This window comes from Vibrio sp. bablab_jr001 (assembly GCF_016464285.1).
In the GTDB taxonomy this organism is placed as follows: domain Bacteria; phylum Pseudomonadota; class Gammaproteobacteria; order Enterobacterales; family Vibrionaceae; genus Vibrio; species Vibrio fluvialis.
Window position 1 is genome coordinate 666199 of record NZ_JACDWZ010000092.1, and the last position, 20661, is coordinate 686859.

The 20661-nt window shown below is 53.9% G+C and carries 15 protein-coding genes; 7 read left to right on the top strand and 8 right to left on the bottom strand.

Going from position 1 to position 20661, the window contains the following annotated elements; translation table 11 throughout:
• The first annotated feature begins 305 nt into the window (after positions 1-305).
• The 5 genes from JIG40_RS16725 to JIG40_RS16745 all read left to right on the top strand — a co-directional run bounded on the left by JIG40_RS16725 (position 306) and on the right by JIG40_RS16745 (position 4960).
• Positions 306-1109 carry an outer membrane protein OmpK gene (locus JIG40_RS16725; protein WP_024373812.1) on the top strand — a complete coding sequence of 268 codons (804 nt, stop codon included), beginning with the start codon at positions 306-308 and terminating at the stop codon, positions 1107-1109.
• Positions 1110-1215: 106 nt separating this feature from the next.
• Positions 1216-2106 (top strand): 2-dehydropantoate 2-reductase, encoded by an 891-nt coding sequence (panE, locus tag JIG40_RS16730; protein WP_055452478.1) that lies wholly within the window; start codon positions 1216-1218, stop codon positions 2104-2106.
• Positions 2103-2702: a DJ-1 family glyoxalase III gene (locus tag JIG40_RS16735; protein WP_020330605.1), complete on the top strand. Its 600-nt coding sequence runs from the start codon at positions 2103-2105 to the stop codon at positions 2700-2702. Before panE ends, JIG40_RS16735 begins: the two co-directional genes overlap by 4 nt.
• A 1-nt stretch (position 2703) precedes the next feature.
• Positions 2704-3915: a cysteine desulfurase CsdA gene (gene csdA, locus JIG40_RS16740; protein WP_199465680.1), complete on the top strand. Its 1212-nt coding sequence runs from the start codon at positions 2704-2706 to the stop codon at positions 3913-3915.
• 121 nt (positions 3916-4036) lie between these two features.
• Positions 4037-4960, top strand: coding sequence for an endonuclease/exonuclease/phosphatase family protein (locus tag JIG40_RS16745; protein ID WP_199465681.1), 924 nt, complete (start codon positions 4037-4039; stop codon positions 4958-4960).
• Here the strand turns inward: JIG40_RS16745 and csdE are convergent.
• The 4 genes from csdE to JIG40_RS16765 form a co-directional block, all read right to left on the bottom strand.
• The gene (gene csdE / locus JIG40_RS16750) at positions 4957-5394 is read right to left on the bottom strand and encodes a cysteine desulfurase sulfur acceptor subunit CsdE (RefSeq protein WP_024373816.1); all 438 of its coding nucleotides are present in this window, start codon (positions 5392-5394) and stop codon (positions 4957-4959) included. The genes JIG40_RS16745 and csdE overlap by 4 nt on opposite strands.
• A gap of 15 nt (positions 5395-5409) precedes the next feature.
• On the bottom strand, positions 5410-6219 hold the full coding sequence (gene tcdA, locus JIG40_RS16755) for a tRNA cyclic N6-threonylcarbamoyladenosine(37) synthase TcdA (protein ID WP_024373817.1): 810 nt from the start codon (positions 6217-6219) through the stop codon (positions 5410-5412).
• A gap of 106 nt (positions 6220-6325) precedes the next feature.
• Positions 6326-7441 (bottom strand): murein transglycosylase A, encoded by a 1116-nt coding sequence (mltA, locus tag JIG40_RS16760; protein ID WP_020330601.1) that lies wholly within the window; start codon positions 7439-7441, stop codon positions 6326-6328.
• A gap of 72 nt (positions 7442-7513) precedes the next feature.
• Positions 7514-7951 carry a DUF2850 domain-containing protein gene (locus tag JIG40_RS16765; RefSeq protein WP_020429846.1) on the bottom strand — a complete coding sequence of 146 codons (438 nt, stop codon included), beginning with the start codon at positions 7949-7951 and terminating at the stop codon, positions 7514-7516.
• A gap of 190 nt (positions 7952-8141) precedes the next feature.
• Between JIG40_RS16765 and argA the strand changes: the two genes are divergently transcribed.
• Positions 8142-9479 (top strand): amino-acid N-acetyltransferase, encoded by a 1338-nt coding sequence (argA, locus tag JIG40_RS16770; RefSeq protein WP_024373819.1) that lies wholly within the window; start codon positions 8142-8144, stop codon positions 9477-9479.
• Between the two features lie 263 nt (positions 9480-9742).
• Positions 9743-9922, top strand: coding sequence for a hypothetical protein (locus JIG40_RS16775; RefSeq protein ID WP_020330596.1), 180 nt, complete (start codon positions 9743-9745; stop codon positions 9920-9922).
• 57 nt (positions 9923-9979) lie between these two features.
• Here JIG40_RS16775 and recD read toward each other — a convergent pair whose 3' ends face one another.
• The 4 genes from recD to JIG40_RS16795 all read right to left on the bottom strand — a co-directional run bounded on the left by recD (position 9980) and on the right by JIG40_RS16795 (position 20619).
• A complete protein-coding gene (recD, locus tag JIG40_RS16780) occupies positions 9980-12133 on the bottom strand; it encodes an exodeoxyribonuclease V subunit alpha (protein WP_199465682.1) in 2154 nt (717 codons plus the stop codon).
• The gene (gene recB, locus JIG40_RS16785; RefSeq protein ID WP_199465683.1) at positions 12130-15738 is read right to left on the bottom strand and encodes an exodeoxyribonuclease V subunit beta; all 3609 of its coding nucleotides are present in this window, start codon (positions 15736-15738) and stop codon (positions 12130-12132) included. The genes recD and recB overlap by 4 nt, the downstream gene beginning before the upstream one ends.
• Positions 15739-16034: 296 nt before the next feature.
• Positions 16035-19556, bottom strand: coding sequence for an exodeoxyribonuclease V subunit gamma (gene recC / locus JIG40_RS16790; protein WP_199465684.1), 3522 nt, complete (start codon positions 19554-19556; stop codon positions 16035-16037).
• A gap of 94 nt (positions 19557-19650) precedes the next feature.
• Positions 19651-20619 (bottom strand): TDT family transporter, encoded by a 969-nt coding sequence (locus JIG40_RS16795; protein ID WP_199465685.1) that lies wholly within the window; start codon positions 20617-20619, stop codon positions 19651-19653.
• Between the last annotated feature and the right edge of the window lie 42 nt (positions 20620-20661).

Sequence of the window (20661 nt, forward strand, 5' to 3'; positions counted from 1 at the left end):
TTTTTGTGTCTACGAGATTGGCAAATTCTCCGATCACTTACTAAATATGTTGGTTAATCGATGTGCTTAAAACTTCGGTTTACCGCCCACGCAAACGATCAAGATCACAATAAAAATGCAATAAAATGAAATATAAAAAAGTTCCCTAACTTTTATCAATACATGTGATCAATATCACTAAGAGTGATTATTTTTGCATCCTTTATCACTTTTAATTGAGAATTTTGTCGCTATTATTCCCGTCAATTGGAAGAGCCGAGGAATAATTGCTCTTCTGAATTAATACAAACATAGAGAGTCCCCTAATGCGTAAATCACTTTTAGCTCTTAGCCTTCTTGCGGCTACTTCAGCGCCAGTTCTGGCGGCTGACTATTCAGATGGCGATATCCACAAAAACGATTACAAGTGGATGCAATTCAACCTGATGGGTGCGTTTGACGAACTGCCAGGCGAGTCTAGCCACGACTACATGGAGATGGAGTTTGGTGGTCGCTCGGGAATTTTCGACCTGTACGGTTACGTTGACGTATTCAACCTAGCAAGCAAATCAAGCAGCGACAAAGCGACTGCAGGCAGCAAAATCTTCATGAAATTTGCTCCACGTATGTCTCTGGACGCACTGACTGGTAAAGACCTGTCTTTCGGTCCAGTACAAGAGCTGTACATTGCATCTCTGATCGAGTGGGACGGCGCAACTAACTACTCTGATTCATACGCAGTAAACAACCAAAAAATCGGTCTGGGTTCAGACGTGATGGTTCCTTGGTTGGGCAAAATTGGCGTAAACCTATACGCAACTTGGGATGGCGACGGTAAAGAGTGGAACGGTTACCACTTTGCTACTAACTGGTTCAAACCTTTCTACTTCTTTGAAAACGGTTCATTCATCTCTTACCAAGGTTACATCGATTACCAATTCGGTATGAAAGATGAGTTCGCATCTTCAAGCACTGGCGGCGCGATGTTCAACGGTATCTACTGGCACTCAGACCGCTTCGCAGTGGGTTACGGCCTGAAAGGCTACAAAGACGTTTACGGTATCAAAGACTCTGACTCTCTGAAGTCAACTGGCTTTGGTCACTACGTATCTGTAACTTACAAGTTCTAATTCTGACTTGCAGTTACGCAGAAAAGGCGCCGATGGGCGCCTTTTTTATTGCTTTCAGCAAGCTGAGCATTATCCTTAGCGCAAACCCTTAACCAAAGCATGTTCAATGAATATTGTGGTCGTTGGCCCGGGCGCGGTCGGCAGTTTGTGGGCCTACTCTCTGCAACAGGCCGGACATCGCGTGTCACTGTGGGGCACTCAGGATACGTCTCACTGGGCACTTCAGCTTGATGAATCGCCCAGCATCGATTTTGCCTACAATCAACCAGACACCTTACGTCATGCCGATCTGTTGCTGATAACGGTCAAGGCCTGGCAAGTCGAATCTGCCCTACAGCCGCTGCTGCCGCTCATCGAACAAGAGACCATTTTACTGTTTATGCATAATGGGATGGGCGCACTGGATAATCTTGCTGACCGATTGCGCACGTTCCCGGCACTGCTTGCGACGACGACCCATGGTGCGCTGAAGACCTCCGCTCACACGGTAAAACACACTGGTCTTGGACATACTCAGCTAGGCGCGTTTAATCCGCTCGGCGCCCAGTGCGAATTTATCGCCGAGGTGCTCAATCACGCTCTGCCTTCTGTGGCGTGGAACATGCACATCGAACAGGCATTGTGGCAAAAATTGGCGGTGAACTGCGCCATCAACCCGCTGACTGCGATTCATCACATTACCAATGGTGAACTGGCGCAGCCACAGTTCCGCCAGACATTGGATAGTATCGTGGCAGAAGTCGTCAGCGTCATGCAGGCTGAATACATGCCGGTCGATCATGCGGCTCTCCGAGCAACGGTCGACAACGTGATACACGCGACCGCCGCCAATCGTTCTTCGATGCATCAGGATATTTTTCATCGTCGGCGAACCGAGATAGACTTTATTACGGGCTATGTGGTGCGCAAAGCGCAGCAACACGGATTGGCCGTACCTGCCAATCTGGCTCTTTATCAACACATTCAATCAATCGAACAAAGTTGGACACAATCATGACAAAACGAATTCTGGTACCGATCGCTCCGGGCACCGAAGAGATGGAAGCCGTCACCATTATCGACATTCTGGTACGTGCAGGCTATCAGGTGGTTGTCGCCAGCGCTGATTTCGACGGTAAACTGACCATGACCGCCTCGCGCGGCGTGACGCTGACAGCGGAATGCAAGTTGGTCGACGTCGCCGACGACGAATTTGATGCGGTAGTGCTGGCTGGTGGTGTCGGCGGTGCGGAAAACTTTCGTGACAGCACACTGCTGGTCGAAATCATCAAACAGCAAAAATACGATGGTCGTTTGGTGGCCGCGATCTGCGCATCTCCGGCCGTCGTACTGCAACACCACGATCTGTTTCCGGGGGCACTGATGACCTGTCATCCAAATTTTCAGGATCGCATTCCACAGGACTTATGGCGCAACCGCCGCGTGACGTTTGACGTCAACAACAACCTGCTCACCAGTCAAGGGCCAGGTACAGCGCTGGAATTTGCTGTGGAGATCATTGTGCAGTTGTCGGGCAAAGAACTGGCCCGCGAAGTGGCGCTGCCATTGGTTGCTCTGCCACAACTGAACTACGAAAAGCTGGGTGAAGAGTAACATGTTAGACATCGCCGCCATTCGCGCGCAATTTCCCGCCCTCAACCAGACGGTAAATGAGCAGCCGCTGATCTATCTCGACAGCGCCGCGACGACGCAGAAACCTCAGGTCGTGATTGACGCGATTACCCGTTACTACAGCGCGCAAAACGCCAACGTGCACCGCGGCAGCCACAGCCTGACAGCACACGCCACCAGCCAGTTTGAAGCTGCGCGTGAGCGTGTGGCGCAATTTATCGGCGCGCCAAGTACTAAGAGCATCATCTGGACTCGCGGGGCAACCGAAGCACTCAACCTCATCGCACAAACCTACGCACGTAATACACTTAGAGCTGGCGATGAAATTCTGGTCAGCGAAACCGAGCACCACGCCAATATTGTGCCGTGGCAGATTGTCGCCGAACAGACGGGGGCCAAGGTAGTCAAGGTACCGATGACCCGCGACGGTGAATTTGGTCTCGAAGCGTTCCATGAACTGCTGTCGGAACGCTGCAAAATCGTTGCGCTGGCCCACATTACCAATGTCACGGGCACACGCCAGCCGATTGAAGCAGTGATCGCAGCCGCGCATCAAGTGGGTGCCATTGTCGTGGTCGATGGCGCTCAGGGTATTGTGCACGAAACCGTCGACGTGGCAGCTCTGGATGCCGACTTTTATGTCTTCTCCGGCCATAAGCTGTATGCGCCTGCCGGGATCGGCGTGTTGTACGGTAAGCAGGCATTACTGGAAGCGATGCCACCGTGGCATGGTGGCGGCAAGATGGTCGAGAAAGTCTCGTTCGGCGGTACCACTTACTCCGGGCTACCGGGCAAGTTTGAAGCTGGCACACCGAACGTGGCAGGCGCGATTGCACTCAAAGCCGCCATCGACTGGTACAGCCACTTTGAGCGTACTGAGGTTGAAGCGCATCTGCATCATCTGCAAACCCTGACCTATCAAGCACTGAGCAAAATGGAAGATATTCGAGTGCTGGGCTATCAGCCTGATGCCAGCATTCTGAGCGTGGTGATGGAGGGTGTGCACCATCAGGATCTCGCCACCTTACTCGATCAACAAGGCATTGCCGTGCGCGCAGGTCATCACTGTGCTCATCCGTTAATGGAAGCGTTTGGCGTCAAAGGCACCGTGCGGATTTCGTTTGGCATTTACAACTCTGAGCAGGAAGTCGCGCAGCTGATCAAAGCGATCGAAAAAGCGGTCGACATTCTCTAGAAAAAGAGTCGCCACGTGCTGAGACCAATAGGCCGGGCTTAGAGTGAAAAGAAGAGAACTGTCTCAACAGAATTGATTGCTAGACTAACTGATGTATCGCCTCAAAAGGAACGAGCCAGAGATGAGCAAAAAAGTGGGATTGTGGCTACTCATCATGCTCTTTGCCCTGTTTTACTGGGTAGTTCAAGCTCAGCAACAGATATGGTGGGGAGAGAACCTCGCCGCCTATCCGCCGCTTTTTATTCTGCCGTTCGTTATTTTACTGCTGGTCGGCTTGTACCAAAAAGCTTGGCTCGCCGTGTTTGCCTGCATTTTCTTCATTGCCTATCTGGTTCTTGCTGCACCACACGATTCCGCGGTCGTGAATCGCGAGTGCCACCGTCCGGTGCGCATCTTTCAATACAACATGCTGTTTTCCAATCAACATGTGGATCAACTGATTGCGTATCTATCCAAAGAGCAACCGGATCTGGTGGTATTGCAAGAGGTGACGGTTAACCATTTCGAACAATTGCAGTCGCTCGATGAACGCTATCCCTATCGCTTTGGTGGGCAACCCAAAGTCGGTTTACCCTCCCATCAATTGATTTTTTCCCAGCAACATCTGTATGGGATGCACGCCTACTATTACGAGGGTTACCACAATTTCATTCGAGGCATTTGGCAACTGGATGAGAACCATCCCGTGTCACTGCTGATTGCTCATCCCCCCTCGCCTCGCAACAATGAGCTATGGCAAAGAAGAAATGCGCTCATTCAGGCTTTGGAGTATCAAACGACACAAAGCCCAACCGAAGATATTCTTGTCATTGGAGATATGAACTTGTCAGGACAAAGCGCACGCTTTCATACGCTTTTTCGGCAGATGCAGACCGTTCCGATTGCAAGTTGGCCGAATCACCCAAAATTTGCACTGCCTGCGTGGCTAAAAATTTCGATTGATCATTTGTGGCTAAATAGCGAACTCGCTATCTGCAAAAGAGAAACCGTCCAAGAACTGAACGGCTCAGATCATAGCGCGATAATGACTTACGTAGGCCGTTAACGGCTAGGCTGCGTCATGGTTTGGATCTGCTCGACGATGGCGCGCAGACCGTTGCCGCGTGATGGGCTCAAATGGGCAATCAAACCCAGTTGGTCAAAATAGTCATTTATGTCGAAAGCCTGAATCTCAGCGGCCGTTTTTCCGTCAAACGCCGCCAGCACAATCGCAATCAAGCCGCGCACGATACGCGCGTCAGAATCGGCGCAGAAATGCCATACGCCATCTTGCGGCTCACCCACCAGCCACACCAGACTCTCGCAGCCCGATACTGTCACCTGCTCGCTTTTCAGTTCGTCAGGCATCTGAGGGAGTTTTTTCCCCCACTGAACCACCTGACGATAGCGATCTTCCCAGCCGTGCAGGGACTGCATCGTCGTGACGATCTGTTCACTGGTGATTTCACGACCAAACGGAGATGTGGGATAGCGAGACATAACAACCCTGCCTATTTATTTTCTGTGTTTCTGAATCAGTTTTTCGACGATGCGTGAGACCGCAACAAAACCAAAGGTTGCCGTGACGACAGTGGCTGCGCCAAAGCCGCTGGCACAATCCATGCGCTTCGGACCTTCCGCCGTCGATTTCACCGCGCACACACTGCCATCCGCTTGCGGGTACTTGAGCTGCTCGGTTGAAAAAACGCAGTCGATACCAAACTTACGCGCCGGATTGGTCGGGAAATTGTGGAAACGGCGCAAGCGATCTTTGATTTTCTTCGCCAGCGGATCCTGAATGGTTTTGGTCAGATCAGCGACCATGATTTGAGTAGGATCGGTCTGACCGCCCGCACCACCCGTGGTGATCACTTTGATTTTATTGCTGCGACAGTACGCCAGCAACGACGCTTTGGCTTTCACGCTGTCAATAGCATCAAGCACGTAATCGAACTCTTTGCTCAGGTATTCATGCTGATTGTCCGGAGTGATGAAATCGTCAATCAAATTAACTTTGCATTCCGGGTTGATCAGTTTCACCCGTTCTGCCATCACTTCAATCTTGCTCTTGCCGACGTTGCCGCTCAGCGCATGGATCTGACGGTTAATGTTGGTCACACACACGTCGTCCATATCAATCAGCGTCAGTTCGCCAATGCCGGTACGCGCCAGTGCTTCCACCGCCCAGGAACCGACACCGCCGATGCCGATGACACACACATGCGCCGCTCGCAGAATATCGACTTCAGAGTGGCCGTATAAACGGCGGGTACCACCAAAACGCTGGTTGTAACTGTCTGAGGCTGGAGTATCGAGTTCACGCATGTTCATCATCCAAAATCGGGATCGTTAATCCGCAATGATAAGGTTCACAAAAAGAAAGAGTGCGATTTATACGCACTCTTTTCGAAAAAGTCTAGCTGACCGCGGGCTATTGTAACTTCTCTGGCGGCAGAGCCCAAGGCGCTTGTGTCGGTGAGTTTTCGAGCCCCAGTTTCCACACGCGGCCGAAGTGCTTGTAGTGACCGGCTTCAGTGCCAGCACGCGGCCCCATGCCGTGATAGAGATCGAGATGGTTCTGTTTCACCGCTCCGCCGGTATCGAGCACAATCAGCAGACGCAACTGATGCGCGCCCGACCACGTGCCATCGGCATTGAGTAGCGGCACTTCGGCCAGAATCGGTGTGCCCATCGGGAACAGCGAACGGTCGCCAGCGACGGAGGCCATTGGCAATAGTGGAATACCCGCACTGCCCGTCACAGGCGCCGCCGCGCGCGGTTGGAAAAACACGTACGACGGGTTCTGCTCTAACAGCTCTTTGACGGTGGCGTCATCGTTAGCCAGCACCCAGTCTTTGATCGCTTTGAGAGACATCTTTTCACGCTCAACCAACCCGCGTTCAATCAGAATACGGCCGATGCTGACATAAGCCTTGTTGTTCTTGCCGGCGTAGGCAAAGTATTCCAGCGTGTCGTCATCGCCAAAATGGACAAAACCGCTGCCCTGCACTTCCATAATAAATGGGTCGATACGGTTGGCCGCAAAGCCCAGCTCCAGCCCCTGGCCACTCAGTGCACCATCATAGATTTGCGCGCGGGTCGGACACTCAGCATCACAGGCAGGCATGCCATAGACCGGGAAATGGAACTCAGGATCCGGCGTATGACGCAACTCAATCACCGGAGAAAAGTAGCCGGTAAACAGCACGTTGCCCTGCTTATCGCCGCCGCCCAACTGCGCGGCCTGCACGCCAAACTGAGCCAGCTCGGCCGGATCGCCACTTTGTAACACCCAATCATTAAGCTTTTGATACAGCGGCCCATAAATCGCAGCCATCGACGGCGACTTCTCCACCACTTGCTCACTCTGCTTGGCAAACTCGGTGAAATCACGCGGTTTATTGGATTCGATCTGCTCGACTTTGTTCAGCGTCTGCGGGAATTCATCATCCAGATATTGCTGGGCACGATCCGTTGGTTGCGCACAACCGAACAGAACCGTCAGAGGGAGTGCCAGAGTGGCAAATGGGAAAAGACGTTTTATCACTGGAGTTTATCCGTTATCGAAGTTCAGCGAAAAGGATGACAAACTCCAGTAAGAAGCGCAATTGTCGAATTGTTAACGAAGGTTTTTTTGATGTTTTCCTGACAATTGGAAGGTCGGATTGTAATGTGCGGGTGAAATCAGGGTCATTTCGGTGTTCTCTTCATTCAGCATTTTGTAGCGATACTCCTGATCACCGATACGATACTCAAGATAACGACCATTAAAATCGAAGGATGTCGTCACCACGCGTCCTTCGATCACCACGCCTTTCGCTTCCAGTTCGATTTTCTGCGCTGCATAAGGCGCGACATTCTGCTCCACCCACAAACCATAAACATCGCTTTTTGGTGGCAAAAACAGGTCGGCAACGCGTCCGAACACATTGCTGACCATTACGATCACTATGATCGTTCCAACGAGAGCGATCGAGAGCAGCATGCGCTCAATGGCTTTTCGTTTACGTAGACGAAGTTCGTCATTCACTGGCTCTAACGCCTCACTTTTAAGCATTTTGTTTCCATCTGAGTTGACGGTTTACGGCACCCTCGGCCTGACTTCGCTGACAGTCTATCTCAGCCTTATCACACGACTGAAACGTCACGACGATATTTTGCATCAGACTCAAAAAAACCACTTGTCTCAAGATGAATAAAAAGTCATTATTTGGACATATTTAAACATTCAATTCGAGTATCCGGCCGTGAAAATTCGTAGTACCGCCCTTGTTAAGGGCTTCAGACAATCAGCCCCTTATGTCAACGCTCACCGCGGCAAAATCATGGTGGTGATGGTTGGCGGCGAAGCGATTGCTGATAAGAATTTCTCAAACATTATCAGCGACCTGGCACTGCTACATAGTCTGGGCGTCAAGATAGTACTGGTTCACGGCGCGCGCCCACAGATCAATCAGATTTTAGCTACCCACAATCGCTCTACGCCTTATCACAAAGGCATTCGCGTTACCGACGAAGAAGCGCTCAGCTTGGTTATGCAAGCGGCGGGTCAGCTGCAACTGGCGATCACCGCCCGTCTTTCGATGAGCCTCAACAACACACCGATGGCCGGAACTCAGCTCAACGTCGTCAGTGGTAACTTTGTTATCTCTCAACCATTAGGTGTAGATGACGGCATCGATTATTGCCATAGCGGACGCATTCGCCGCATTGACATCGATGGCATCAACCGCACGCTCGATCAGGGTTCTATCGTCGTTCTTGGCCCGATAGCAAGTTCAGTCACTGGAGAATGTTTTAATCTTCTCTCTGAAGAAGTGGCGACCCAAGTGGCGATAAGATTAAAAGCCGATAAGCTGATCGGCTTTTGTTCCACTCAAGGTATCATCGATGAAAATGGTAACTCGATTGCCGAGCTGTTTCCGGCGGATGTCGAGAAAATCGTTAGCCGTTTGGAATCAGAAACCAATCCGGATATTGATGACACCACTGGTACCCTGCGCTTTTTACGCGCGGCGATTGCCGCCTGCCGCGCTGGAGTTCCGCGCAGCCATTTAGTCAGTTACAAGGAAGATGGCGCACTGATTCAGGAGCTGTTCTCGTTTGACGGTATCGGGACTCAGATCGTCATGGCGAGTGCCGAACAAGTACGTCTGGCGCAGATTGACGACATCGGCGGCATCTTCGATTTAATTCGTCCGCTGGAAGAACAAGGGATTCTGGTGCGCCGCTCGCGCGAGCAGCTCGAGCAAGAGATCCACAAATTCACCATCATCGATAAAGATGGCCTGCTGATTGGCTGCGCCGCCTTGTATCCGTATCAGGAAGAGAGCATGGCCGAAATGGCGTGTGTGGCGATTCATCCGGAATACCGTGATGGCAACCGTGGCTTGCTGCTACTCAACCACATGAAGCATCAGGCGAAACAGATGGGCATTCAACGTCTGTTTGTGCTGACGACGCACAGTTTGCACTGGTTCCGCGAACAAGGGTTTATTGAAGTGGGTGTCGATAAATTACCGATGGCAAAACAGAGTCTGTACAACTATCAGCGCCGCTCAAAGATCTTGATTTTGAACCTGTAATCGTCCTTACACAGCCTGTTTTTACCAAACGGACAGCATAAATCGCTAAAATTAAGTCAAACAGAAAGCTGCAATCCATTGCATCTTTCTGTTCATAAAAACACCACTTTTCAAACTGTAAATAACTGTGTAAAATTCGCCCACTTGTGACTTAGATCTACTTTTGAGTTACAAGCTCTAGGACTCTTACTAAGCTTTGGCTGGCTTAGACATCGCATGGATTGCTTTTATTACTAAAACAAGTACTTAAGAGCAAACTTTCTATGAAAACCGTTATTTGTAACTCTCTGCAAAGCTTTTGGGATATGGCCGACAACCAGTTTCTTGAAGGGTTGGATGTACATTGCGTTTTTCCCGTCAGTGAAAATCTCAGGGCTTTTATCCTTGGCTCGAAAGAGCGCTACCGCATTCGTAGTATTACTTTCACGAAAGCGTTCATCTGACAAAATTCAGTCTGGCAGCCTCAATGGCTGCCAGCTTCATTTTGTCGCTCTCAACGATTAGGCGTCGTCGCCCATATCCATCAAACGTTCCACCAATCCACTTGCGCGTTGCGTTTTGAGTTTAATGCCGCGTTTGAGCACTCCCATATCGCAATACAGCGCGAGCTGCTTCTTGGCACGAGTGATACCGGTGTAAATCAACTCACGGGTTAAAATCGGGCTGAATTCCGGCGGCAGAATCATCACAGTGAACTCAAATTCACTGCCCTGCGATTTGTGAATCGTCATCGCATAGGCAGTTTCGTGTTGCGGCACTCGGCTGGGCAACACCGCTTTAACGCTGCCATCGGGCAGTTCAAAGTAAACTTTCAGGCGCTGCTGCTCATCTTGCTCATCGCGCAGACAAATCCCGATATCGCCGTTATACAGGCCAAGACCATGATCGTTGCGCGTCACCATCACCGGGCGTCCGGCATACCAAATTTCATCCTGTACTTTAATTTTCTTGCGCGCAGCCAGCGCCCGCTCAATGCGGTAGTTAAGTCCGCTGACACCAAAATCGCCTTCTCGCACCGCGCACAATAAACGCGCGCGGCCAAAGGCCTGCAACGCATCGCGCGCTTTCTCAGCCATATTTTGCGACGGCGTAAGCGGCGTTGCCATCAATGCCAGATACGGCGAATAGGCGCCCACCAGAGATTGCAACATCTGGTTGTAGTGCTCGCTGCTGAGCGCAAAGTGTTGGATGTCGCTAAATGCTTCCTGCCATACTTTATCCACCCACAAGGCCTGACCACTGTTGATGGCTTTCGCCAACTGACCAATGCCGGAGCGCGCATCAAACCGGTAACTCTTTTGCAGCATGCATAAGCTATCGGCAATGCGATGATCGGCGTGACGCGGGCTGAGCGCCGCAGACTGAAAACCGGTCAGCTCAGACAACAAACGGCTCTGCTCTTTGCTGTAACCTTGGTAAAGAAACGAGCAGATATCGCCCAGCACGGCGCCCGCTTCCACCGACGCCAACTGATCTTTATCGCCGAGTAAAATCAGCCGCGCACTGTCCGGCAGCGCATCGACCAATTTGACCATCATGGGCAAATCGACCATCGACGCCTCATCGACCACCAGCACATCAAGGTGCAGGCGATTGCCTGCATGATGACGAAACTCGGCGCTGTCGGGAATCGCTCCCAACAAGCGGTGAATGGTGCTCGATTCGGTAGGGATCAGCGCTTTGAGCTCAGGCTCTACGGCTAAGCTTGCCACCGCTTTACCGATCGATTCGGTCAGCCGCGCGGCCGCTTTACCCGTCGGTGCCACCAGTTTGATGGTCGGCGTGTGCTGCGCTTGTTGCGCCTGACTGATCAACGCCGCCAGCAATTTGGTCACGGTGGTCGTTTTGCCCGTACCGGGACCGCCGGAAATCACCGCAAAACGGCGCGTCAGCGCAATCGCGGCCGCCACTTTCTGCCAGTTCAGACAGTGCGCTTGGGGCACCAAGGTATCCAGCGGCGCGAAATCCTCGCTGCGTTTGGCCTGTTGCAACACGCCATCAATCGCTTCCCAATCGAGCCCGGACTCGTCGACCACATCAAGTAAGTCGCACACCAAACGTTGACGCGCCACCTGATTCAATGCCAACGCTGCCCCCTTGCGTTGCAAGGCTTGTTGTAAAAAACGATAGTCGCGGGCAAACAACGTATCGAGTCGCTGGCGAAGGTTTTGGACTGCCATAGGCTTTAAGATCATGGGTGTCCCAAAGCTCTGCAAACGCGCCGCCAAAGTCACTTCATAATGCCAATAACGATGCAGGTACAAGCGCTGACCATCAAACATCAGCGGCACCGCTTCACCGCGTGCGCCAATCAGCGGCGTGCGCGCCACCAGCGCTGCCCAATCCACAGACAACCACAGCTGATTCAGCGGCAGGGCAGCGTCGCCATACATACCCAATTTACTCGCCAGTTCAACCCGGTTGCCCTGCTCATCGACCAGCGGCAAACAGATATGACCACGCCCCAGTTCGGCACTGACCGCCGCAGCGGCTAACATCAACGCCGCGCGCTCGTGATCGCTCAGCGTCCCCGCGTCGGTTTGTTGTGCGAGGAAATGAGCAAACTGGTAATCGAGCTGGCGCAGTGCGCCCTGCGCCGCCAGTTGCTTTAACTGCGCGCTCACCTGCGCGAAATCCAAACGGACATCCATCATAAATCCAACTCCATCTGTCCGGCGGACGTGGTGCGCGAAGTCATCTCTTTACCTTGAATCAGATAATCCAGCTCTTCCAACATTGCCTGACTCGGCTTAGCGCTGAAAATGCCGTGTTGCGACGTGCCATCCATACCGCGTAAAAACAGGTAATAAACGCCGCCAAAGTGCTGCTGATAGTCATAGCCCGCCAAACGGCTTCGCAGAAAACGGTGCAGCGCCAACGCATAGAGCTGATACTGCAAATCGTAGCGGTGCTCGACCATCGCCTGCGCTAACCGTTCGCCCTGATACGCGGCGACTTCATCGCCCAGATGGTTGGATTTCCAGTCCAGCACGTAATATTTGCCCTGATGTTCAAACACCAAGTCGATAAATCCTTTCAGCATGCCCTGTACGGTGTAGAAGCCGAGATCGCCCGCTTTAGCCGACAGCGGGTCATGGCGCTGCACCACACGGTTCAGGGCAGGCGCACTGAGTACTTCGATGGGCAGTAAAAACTCCATTTCGGTCAGGCGCTGATGCGGCGCTTTTTGGTTAAGGCACAAATCTTTGCCGTTAAGCGGCGTGCGCAGCACGGTATCCACCAGCGATTGCAGCACTGGCAGCCAGTCGGTATCGATCTGCTCGCGTTCCATCAAGTCGGTAATGATGCGCGTGTTGTGTTCATCGCCAGCCGGTTGCGTGAACTCCACTTCTTCAAACAGGCTGTGCAGAAATGTGCCGGGCTGCGCGCCGCGCGGGAAGGTGAAAATCGAGCGCTCGGGTTCAGCCAATGCCGCCTCATCGTGCTCATCCGCCGAGTCGACATCAAAGCCGCCGATTTCAAAGCTCGCATCATGCTGATGACTGCCCTGTTTGACCAAACCGGAATAACTGGTGATGCGCCACAGGCGATCAATCTCGTGGCTCAGCGAACGCGCGCTCAATGGCGGCAACGGCTCTGCCAACGGCACAAACACCGACTCTGGCACGGCGGGCGGCTCCGTCACCGCAACACACGCCAGCGCCGTCTGTTGATGCAATGATTCTGCGAGCAGCGTCAGGCCGCCTTGCTGGGCATTTTGCAGCAAATAGCCCAGCGCGCTGTGATGCACGCCAGTTGGTTCTTTGCTGGAACGGCCGTTGCGCAGCGGCGCCACACCAATAAAGCAGCCGTACACGGCGCGGGTCAGCGCCACATAAATCAGACGTAGATCTTCCGCCAGACGCTCTTTGTCCGCCTGTTGAATCGAGGCTTCCTGACCGCTGATGTCCAGCAAAGTCTGGCCGCTGCTGGCATCGTAATACTTGCCTTCGCTCGCTTCGCGATAGCTGAGTACAAAGGGTAAAAACACCAGTTCGTACTCCAGACCTTTGGATTTGTGGATGGTGACGATCTGCACCAGATTACGCTCAGATTCAAGGCGTTGAATCGCCTCATCGCTGCCGCCCAGCCCTTGTTCGGCATCAGCGATCGACTGCGCCAACCAGCGCAGCAGGCCATGATCGCTGTCGATCTCCTGTGTCGCCTGTTGTAGCAATTCACTCAGGTGCATGAAATCCGTCAGTTGGCGTTCGCCGTCAGGTTCTTCCAGCCAACGCTCGGCAATGTGGCGCAGGCTCAGCACCGCGCGCAGCATCGGCAGCACGCCGCGATCGAGCCACAACTGACGATACTGTTTGAATTCGTTCAGCGCATTTTCCCACTCATTTTCATCGTTATTGAGGGCGTCCAACTGCTGCGCATTGAGCGCAAACAAGGGGGAAGCGAGCGCCGCGCGCATGGCGCGATCGTTATCCGGGGTCAGCACTGCTTGCAGCAGACGCTGCATATCCGGCGCAATCGTACTGGTAAACACGCTGTCGCGGTTCGAGAGATACACGCTGGCAATGCCTTGCTGAGCCAGCGCGTCTTTGATCAGGCGCCCTTCATTCCCGGTGCGCACCAGCACTGCGATGTCACCCGCTTGAATGTTTTTGCCGTGACTAAACTGCGCCTGCCCTTGCTGCGCCGCTGTCAGAATGGTTTGAATCTGGCTTGCGGTTGCCGCCGCCATGGTGTCGAGATACGCGCCTTTGGTCACTGGCGCGTCGGCCGTCATTGACCAGTAGGTCAGCACAGGCTGCACCTCTCCGTTCAGCAGCCAAGCACGGCCACCCGCTTTCGGGCTGGCGCTGACCGGCAAAAACGGAATGTCGTTGTCGTAAATAAACGGGCTGTCCGGCAGGGTGAATATCTGATTCACCGCCGCGACCATATCGGCGCTGGAGCGCCAGTTGGTGCCGAGCGTGTAGTGCGCGCTCACCTGATTGCGCGCCTTGATGTAGGTAAAAATGTCTGCGCCGCGAAAACCGTAAATCGCCTGTTTCGGGTCGCCGATCATAAACAGACCGCACTGCGGATGCGGCAGATAAATGCGGCTGAAAATGCTGTATTGCAGCGGGTCGGTGTCCTGGAATTCGTCGATCATCGCCACCGGATAGAGCGTGCGAATGCGCGCTGCCAGTGTGCCTTCATCGTCACCATCCAGCGATGCGGACAACTGAGTCAGCAGGTCATCGAACGACAGCCACTGCTTGCTGGCTTTGGCTTTCGCCAGCAGCGTGCGACAGTGAGTGATCGCGTGCGCCAGCAGCGGCGCTTCCAAGCTGACTGGCTCCGCCAAAAACGCCTGCACGGCCTCAAACACCGCATGACGCGGCGCATCGCCCGATGGCGTTTTCTCCACCAGCACATCCTGAGCAAAACGCTCCAGCTTGTCCGACACCTCGTAACCATGGGTTGGCTGCGCCGCCCAGTCCGACACCGCGGCGATCCACTCCGGCAATGATTTCTTGGTGTAGCTGCGCTTGTTAATGCCGGAATTGGCGATGCAATCGTGAATGTCATCGGCCGCCGCCAGCCACGCTGCTTTCATCGCCTCAATGCGAGTCAGGTTGTGCTGATGCAACGCCGCGAGGTCGCCCTCCATCACCGGTGTTGTCAGAGACAGCGGCGCGCCGGTCAGATAGCCGCCGATTTTTTCCAGCAGCGCCGCCGGCGATGCCCACAAGCGGCGCACTTCCGCCGCCAGATTAAGCGGCAACGGATAAAATTGACGGCGCCAGTAATCGGCCACCACTTGCGCTTTTAAATGGCTTTCATCGGTGACAAATTCGTTGTTGAAACGGCTGCCGGACTCAAATGCGTTTTGCGTCAGCATGCGCTGACAAAAGCCGTGAATGGTGTAGACCGCCGCTTCATCCATTTGGCGCTCCGCGTTGAGCAGGAGTCGTGTCGCCAGTTGATGATCGGCAAATTCCGCCAACAGCGGCTGAATCACCGGGTCATCACTTTTCCCGCGGCTGAACGCCAGACGCGCATCGTGAATGCGGGCGCGAATTCGGTCTCGCAACTCAGCGGTCGCCGCTTCGGTAAAGGTCACCACCAGAATCTGATCGACCGTCAATGCGCTGGCATGACGGGTGTGTTCTGTCCCATGGCCGAGCAGCAAACGCAGATACAATCCGGCGATGGTAAAGGTTTTGCCGGTACCCGCCGACGCTTCAATCAGACGCGCGCCGTGCAGTGGAAACGTCATGGTTTCCAGTGGCGTCGCAGTTATGTTGGCAGTGACACTCATATTTCCAGTTGCCTTTGGGTCATTATTCGAAAATTTATGTGATCCGAATTAAATAATTCTATGAATCTGTGCAAAAACTTGCCCAGGCAGAAGGTTATGGGATCGGACTCACAGCGCGCACCATATTGGATCATTACACTGCACCCCATTGATGCAAGCCCAGCTTGCCATCTACCGAATCATGGTCCCTCTGACCTGTGGCCGTACAGCGAACGCCCTACACCAATAATGATTTTCTGGCGGCCACTCTACTTTATTCCCTACATTCGATGCTTCCCAACATTCGATGCTAACCATCATTCCTGACTAGCCTTCTCGATTGAGATGTGGTCGGCGTAATCGCGCAACTGTAAACGCGGTGCCTGTAAGACCAAACTCGCCAACACACGCACCTGATGCGCCAATTCGTCCGTCCATTGCGGCCACAAACGCGCGATGTAATGGTTGTTGCCTTCACCGCTGGTCATGAAACCGTCATTGAATGTCTCAGCCATCTTCTTGAGCGATTTTTCTTCATCGTCGACCCATTGCCCGCGGCTGAATCCCGCTTCAACACCGGCCAACGCTGTTTTCGGGAAATAGGCCAGCGGCGCAGTCATGCCTTGGTAATAGAGTCGCGCCAATTCGTTCAGTTGCGCCATTGCCAGAGCCGCGCTTTCACTTGAATGACTACTGAGTGGCGGCAGAACCTGATGCACCACGCCTTCTTTGCGATCGTAGCCAATCACATGCGTGGTCAGGTTGGCACCTGATGCTGCGGCCGCCAGATGATCAATCCACGCCGCCAGAATATCTTCCGATCGAATCGCGCCGCTGCGATAACGCACCAGCCCCGATTGATAACGCCGCGTCAGCCAGCCGCTCAAGCGTACCGGGCGTGACTGGCCGAGCGCCGTGAGGGTCAGGTTGACATCGAGATCATCAAGCGGCGCCTGACAAAGAAACTGGATTTTTTCGACCAGCTCTTCGGCTTGCACGCGGTTGGTTTCAAATTCCAGCTCACCAAACGCGCCGACCGGCAGTTTGCCTTGCGCGCGCTGCTGCTTGTTGAACTGCGCCAACACCTCATCACGCGCCTGCGCCGAGGGAGCATTGAGCAAGCCGTCCAACAGCGCGTCACGCAGCTGATAGCTGGCAAGGCCACCGAGTGCGAACGGCTCATCGTCTTCCATCACTGGCAAAGGCGGCTCAAACACCACTTTCAGGCGGCGATTGAAGAAATATTGCACCGGTAAGCGCCAAAAACGTTGCAGCTCGACCAGATCCAATTCCAACGGATAAACCGCATCGAGTAGATAATCATCCAACGCGCGATGGAACGGGCCACTCGCGGTGCCTTGGCGCAGCGCGGCAGGCAGCCACTCTTTGGCATAGCTGCCGACATCGGTCAAAAACGCTTGTGGGCTGAAGGGCACCATGGCGTGGGTGAACTGCAACTGTTCAATCAGGTGCGCGCCAGAGTCATCACTCGGCAGCGCTTCATCGCCCGCCAAGCAATAGTTCTGCTGGCAATATTCCAGCAATTCGGTCACCAGCACTGACGGCACGCGCTCGGTGTTGTCCTGAATCGAGCGGCCCACGTAACTGATGTACAGGGTGTGCTGCGCGGAAAGCATCGCTTCGAGGAACAGATAACGGTCGTCATCGCGGCGCGAGCGATCGCCCGGACGCGTACGGCCGTTCATTAAATCAAACCCTTCCGGCGGCATGGAACGCGGGTAAACCCCATCGTTCATCCCAAGCAGACAGACAACGTTAAACGGAATCGAACGCATCGGCATCAGGGTACAGAAGTTGACCTGACCGGCGAGAAAACGCTGACTGACGCGCGTACCGGACAGTTTGTCGTGCAGGTACTGACTCATGATGGCGGGCGATATCGCGTCGTCGAATCCGGCGTCGGCAAGCTGCTCTTTGAGCGCCGCGAGCGTGTCGCGAATCGATTTGAGCGCCATCTCGCCGTCCAGATCGACGCTGAAACAGTCATCAAGCAGCGACGACAGCAGCTCGCGCCACGCCTCAATGGGCTGCGTTTGCGCCAGGCGCTGACGGTAATCACTGATGGTGTCGATGAAATGCGCCAGTTTGCCAGCGAGTTCCGCGCTCATGCCCTGCACTTCGTTGTACGGTGCCATGGCGTGACCGCCCGCTTCAAACAAACCAACCGATGACGGCATCGCATAGCCCAGCAACATGCGGGCAATGCCGAACTGCCAGGTGTTCTGATGGGTCTGCGGCAGCTCAAACTCTTGCGCGGTCGCGTCGTTGAGCCCCCAGCGAATCCCCGACTCTTCAACCCAGCGTTTCGCGGTGTCAAATTCGCTCGCATCAAGCGCAAAGCGCGCCATCATCGCTGGCGTTTCGAGAAGTTCCAGTAATTCCGACGCCAGACAGCGTGATTGCGGCAACGCGACCAACTGCATAAACGCATTGAGAATCGGACTTTCCTGATCGGCGGTGCGGTCGGAAATCGAATACGGAATGAAACGTTCTCCCGGCGCGTTACCAAACACCGCCTGAATATAAGGGCTGTAGGCGTTGATGTCGGCCACCATCACAATGATGTCGCGCGGTTTGAGTTCCGGATCGCGGTCAAACATCGCCAGCAATTCGTCGTGCAGCACTTCCACTTCCCGCATCGGGCTGTGGCAAGCATGCAGCGTCAGTGAGCGATCGCCGTGAGGCAGTGCTGGCTTATGCGCACTGCTGTCCAGCCGCGTGTCGTCTTGATGCTCTTCCAGATGCAGAATGTCGGCCTGCAACTGATGCAGCAGCGAATCCCGCGGCACATCAATAAACAGTTCATGCTCTTCGTTGTCGCTTTGCGCCAGCAAATAGAGGTTATCGCGCCCGAGTTTGCCCATCGAGGCCAACAAGCTGTTACCGACGGCTTGCGCGGTGTGCAGTTCATCGCCCGCGTAATCGTCCAGCTCGCCTTTCAGTGGCGAGACTTCTCCCTCCACCGTGAAGGTTTGTGCCTCCGCATTGGGATGGAGAACCAATTGTTTGCGGCGCTGACTTTCCACCCGCGCCAGATATTTACGGTCGCGAATATCGCCCCAGTAATGCTGACATGGGTTGGTAAACATCAGATGCACGTCAATGTGTTCGCCAAGCGCTTTAAGGGCGTCCATATAACGGGGGGGTAGCGACGAGATGCCAAAGATAAACAGGCGTTTTGGCAGCGCAGCGCGCAGCGCCTCATCGTGTGTCAGGTCGATGTGCGCTAAGGCGTCGATAAAGCTTTGGTAGAGATTGGCACGGTGATAATGCGATTGGCCTTGCGCCAGCGTGTAGTCGTAGAGCGCTTTCCACAACACCGGCTGCCACGGGTGCTCCCCATCGATTTCAGCCACGCTTTCCCCCGCTTCCCAACTGGCGATCCAGTCGGGGCGATACACCAAGTAACCATCGAAAATATCGGCGATTTTTTCTGCCAGTTGATAGAGCTTCGACTGGTCGGCATCGTCTTGCAGATAGCGGCGCAGCGGCGCGAATACATCCAGATCCAGCTGCGATGGCAGCAGTTCCATCAGTTTCCAGGTCATCGCTTCTTTGTTGAAGGCACTGCGTTTGGGCACGTTCGGCAACACCTGAGTGAACATCTCCCATATGAAGGTTGCCGGCAGCGGAAAATCGAGATTGGCCGCGACACCGAGCTCTTGCGCCAGCGCCATTTTCAGCCACTGCGACATCCCCGGGCTTTGTACCAGAATCTGCTCTTTCTCAAACGGATTGGCCAGTGGATCGTTTTTAATCAGATGCACCAGCAGAATCTTCAGCGTATCAACTTTGTTGGAGTGGTAAACGGTAAACACAATGCACTCATGCTGCTCTAGCTTTCATAGCCACTGAGATTAGCATAAGTGCATTTGAGGAATGACAATTTTGCGGTTTTCGATGCGCAAAGGGTTACGCATTGCTCATAATTCGAGGCGCTGGCTGATAATACATCACATAACGCAGCGCCACGTAACTGACCACCATGGTGGCGACCAGCAGTTCCACCATCGCCAACGCGTGAACTTGATGAACGTAATGTTCCGCCATGCCGATACTCTCCATCCAGTGCGCCATTTTGAACAGCGCAGTGGCACCAATCACCATCGGAAAGGTGAATGCGGCGTAGCCCGGGCTAAACGGCAAGCGCAGCAAGCGGGTGAACGCCAAGTAGATGATCGCAGTCATCAACACCGCAATTCCAAACAGCAGCGCAATCACCACTGGCGATGGCGTGGCGGTTACGGTCAGATAACCAGCCATCGACAGGCTGGCTGGCGCGGCCAGAATTGCCATGGTGGGTTTAGCCGCATCCGGCACTTCTTGGGTGAACATAAAGCGATAAATCATCACCGGCAGCATCACCGCGTAAGCCAACATGCCAAACAGCAGCGCGCCATGAGCAATCGGAGCCAGCGCTGGGTTACCGGAAAACGCGACGTCTGCGACGATAATGCCCACTGGCGGCACAAACCAGCTTGGCACCATGTGGTGCAGTTCGAACGCTTTGGCGCGGTGGTACACAAAACTCGCCAGAAAAATCACATGCAGCACCACGGCCATCAGCCACAATGCATTGCCTGCAACGGGGAAAAACTGGCCGACGGAATGGCTGACAACCATGGTCGCCATCGCATAAGTGGGCACCACGCTACCGACCACCGGATGGGCCAAATCTTGGCGCAATAGATGACCGTGGCACAGAAACTTAACGGTCAGGATCAGCAGCAGCACGCTGGCCAGCGCCGCACCAGTCCATTGACCGACGCCATGCAAATCGGCGGCATTTTCCCAGCACCAGCCCAAACTGGCGATACCGAGCGCCAAACCCGCCATCGGAGTTGGCGCGCCCATCACTTTGTTTTTCGCAGTTCGAATCATAACCACCTCATCACTCGGTTACTTCAACAACACGACGAAACC

Excerpts from the sequence above, each read along its gene's own strand:
- tcdA (WP_024373817.1), bottom strand. The coding sequence starts at position 6,219 with ATGCGTGAACTCGATACTCCAGCCTCAGACAGTTACAACCAGCGTTTT.
- JIG40_RS16795 (WP_199465685.1), bottom strand. The coding sequence starts at position 20,619 with ATGATTCGAACTGCGAAAAACAAAGTGATGGGCGCGCCAACTCCGATG.
- csdE (WP_024373816.1), bottom strand. The coding sequence starts at position 5,394 with ATGTCTCGCTATCCCACATCTCCGTTTGGTCGTGAAATCACCAGTGAA.
- JIG40_RS16775 (WP_020330596.1), top strand. The coding sequence starts at position 9,743 with ATGAAAACCGTTATTTGTAACTCTCTGCAAAGCTTTTGGGATATGGCC.
- csdA (WP_199465680.1), top strand. The coding sequence starts at position 2,704 with ATGTTAGACATCGCCGCCATTCGCGCGCAATTTCCCGCCCTCAACCAG.
- JIG40_RS16725 (WP_024373812.1), top strand. The coding sequence starts at position 306 with ATGCGTAAATCACTTTTAGCTCTTAGCCTTCTTGCGGCTACTTCAGCG.
- JIG40_RS16735 (WP_020330605.1), top strand. The coding sequence starts at position 2,103 with ATGACAAAACGAATTCTGGTACCGATCGCTCCGGGCACCGAAGAGATG.
- recD (WP_199465682.1), bottom strand. The coding sequence starts at position 12,133 with ATGATGGATGTCCGTTTGGATTTCGCGCAGGTGAGCGCGCAGTTAAAG.
- JIG40_RS16765 (WP_020429846.1), bottom strand. The coding sequence starts at position 7,951 with ATGCTTAAAAGTGAGGCGTTAGAGCCAGTGAATGACGAACTTCGTCTA.
- panE (WP_055452478.1), top strand. The coding sequence starts at position 1,216 with ATGAATATTGTGGTCGTTGGCCCGGGCGCGGTCGGCAGTTTGTGGGCC.
- JIG40_RS16745 (WP_199465681.1), top strand. The coding sequence starts at position 4,037 with ATGAGCAAAAAAGTGGGATTGTGGCTACTCATCATGCTCTTTGCCCTG.
- recB (WP_199465683.1), bottom strand. The coding sequence starts at position 15,738 with ATGAGTGTCACTGCCAACATAACTGCGACGCCACTGGAAACCATGACG.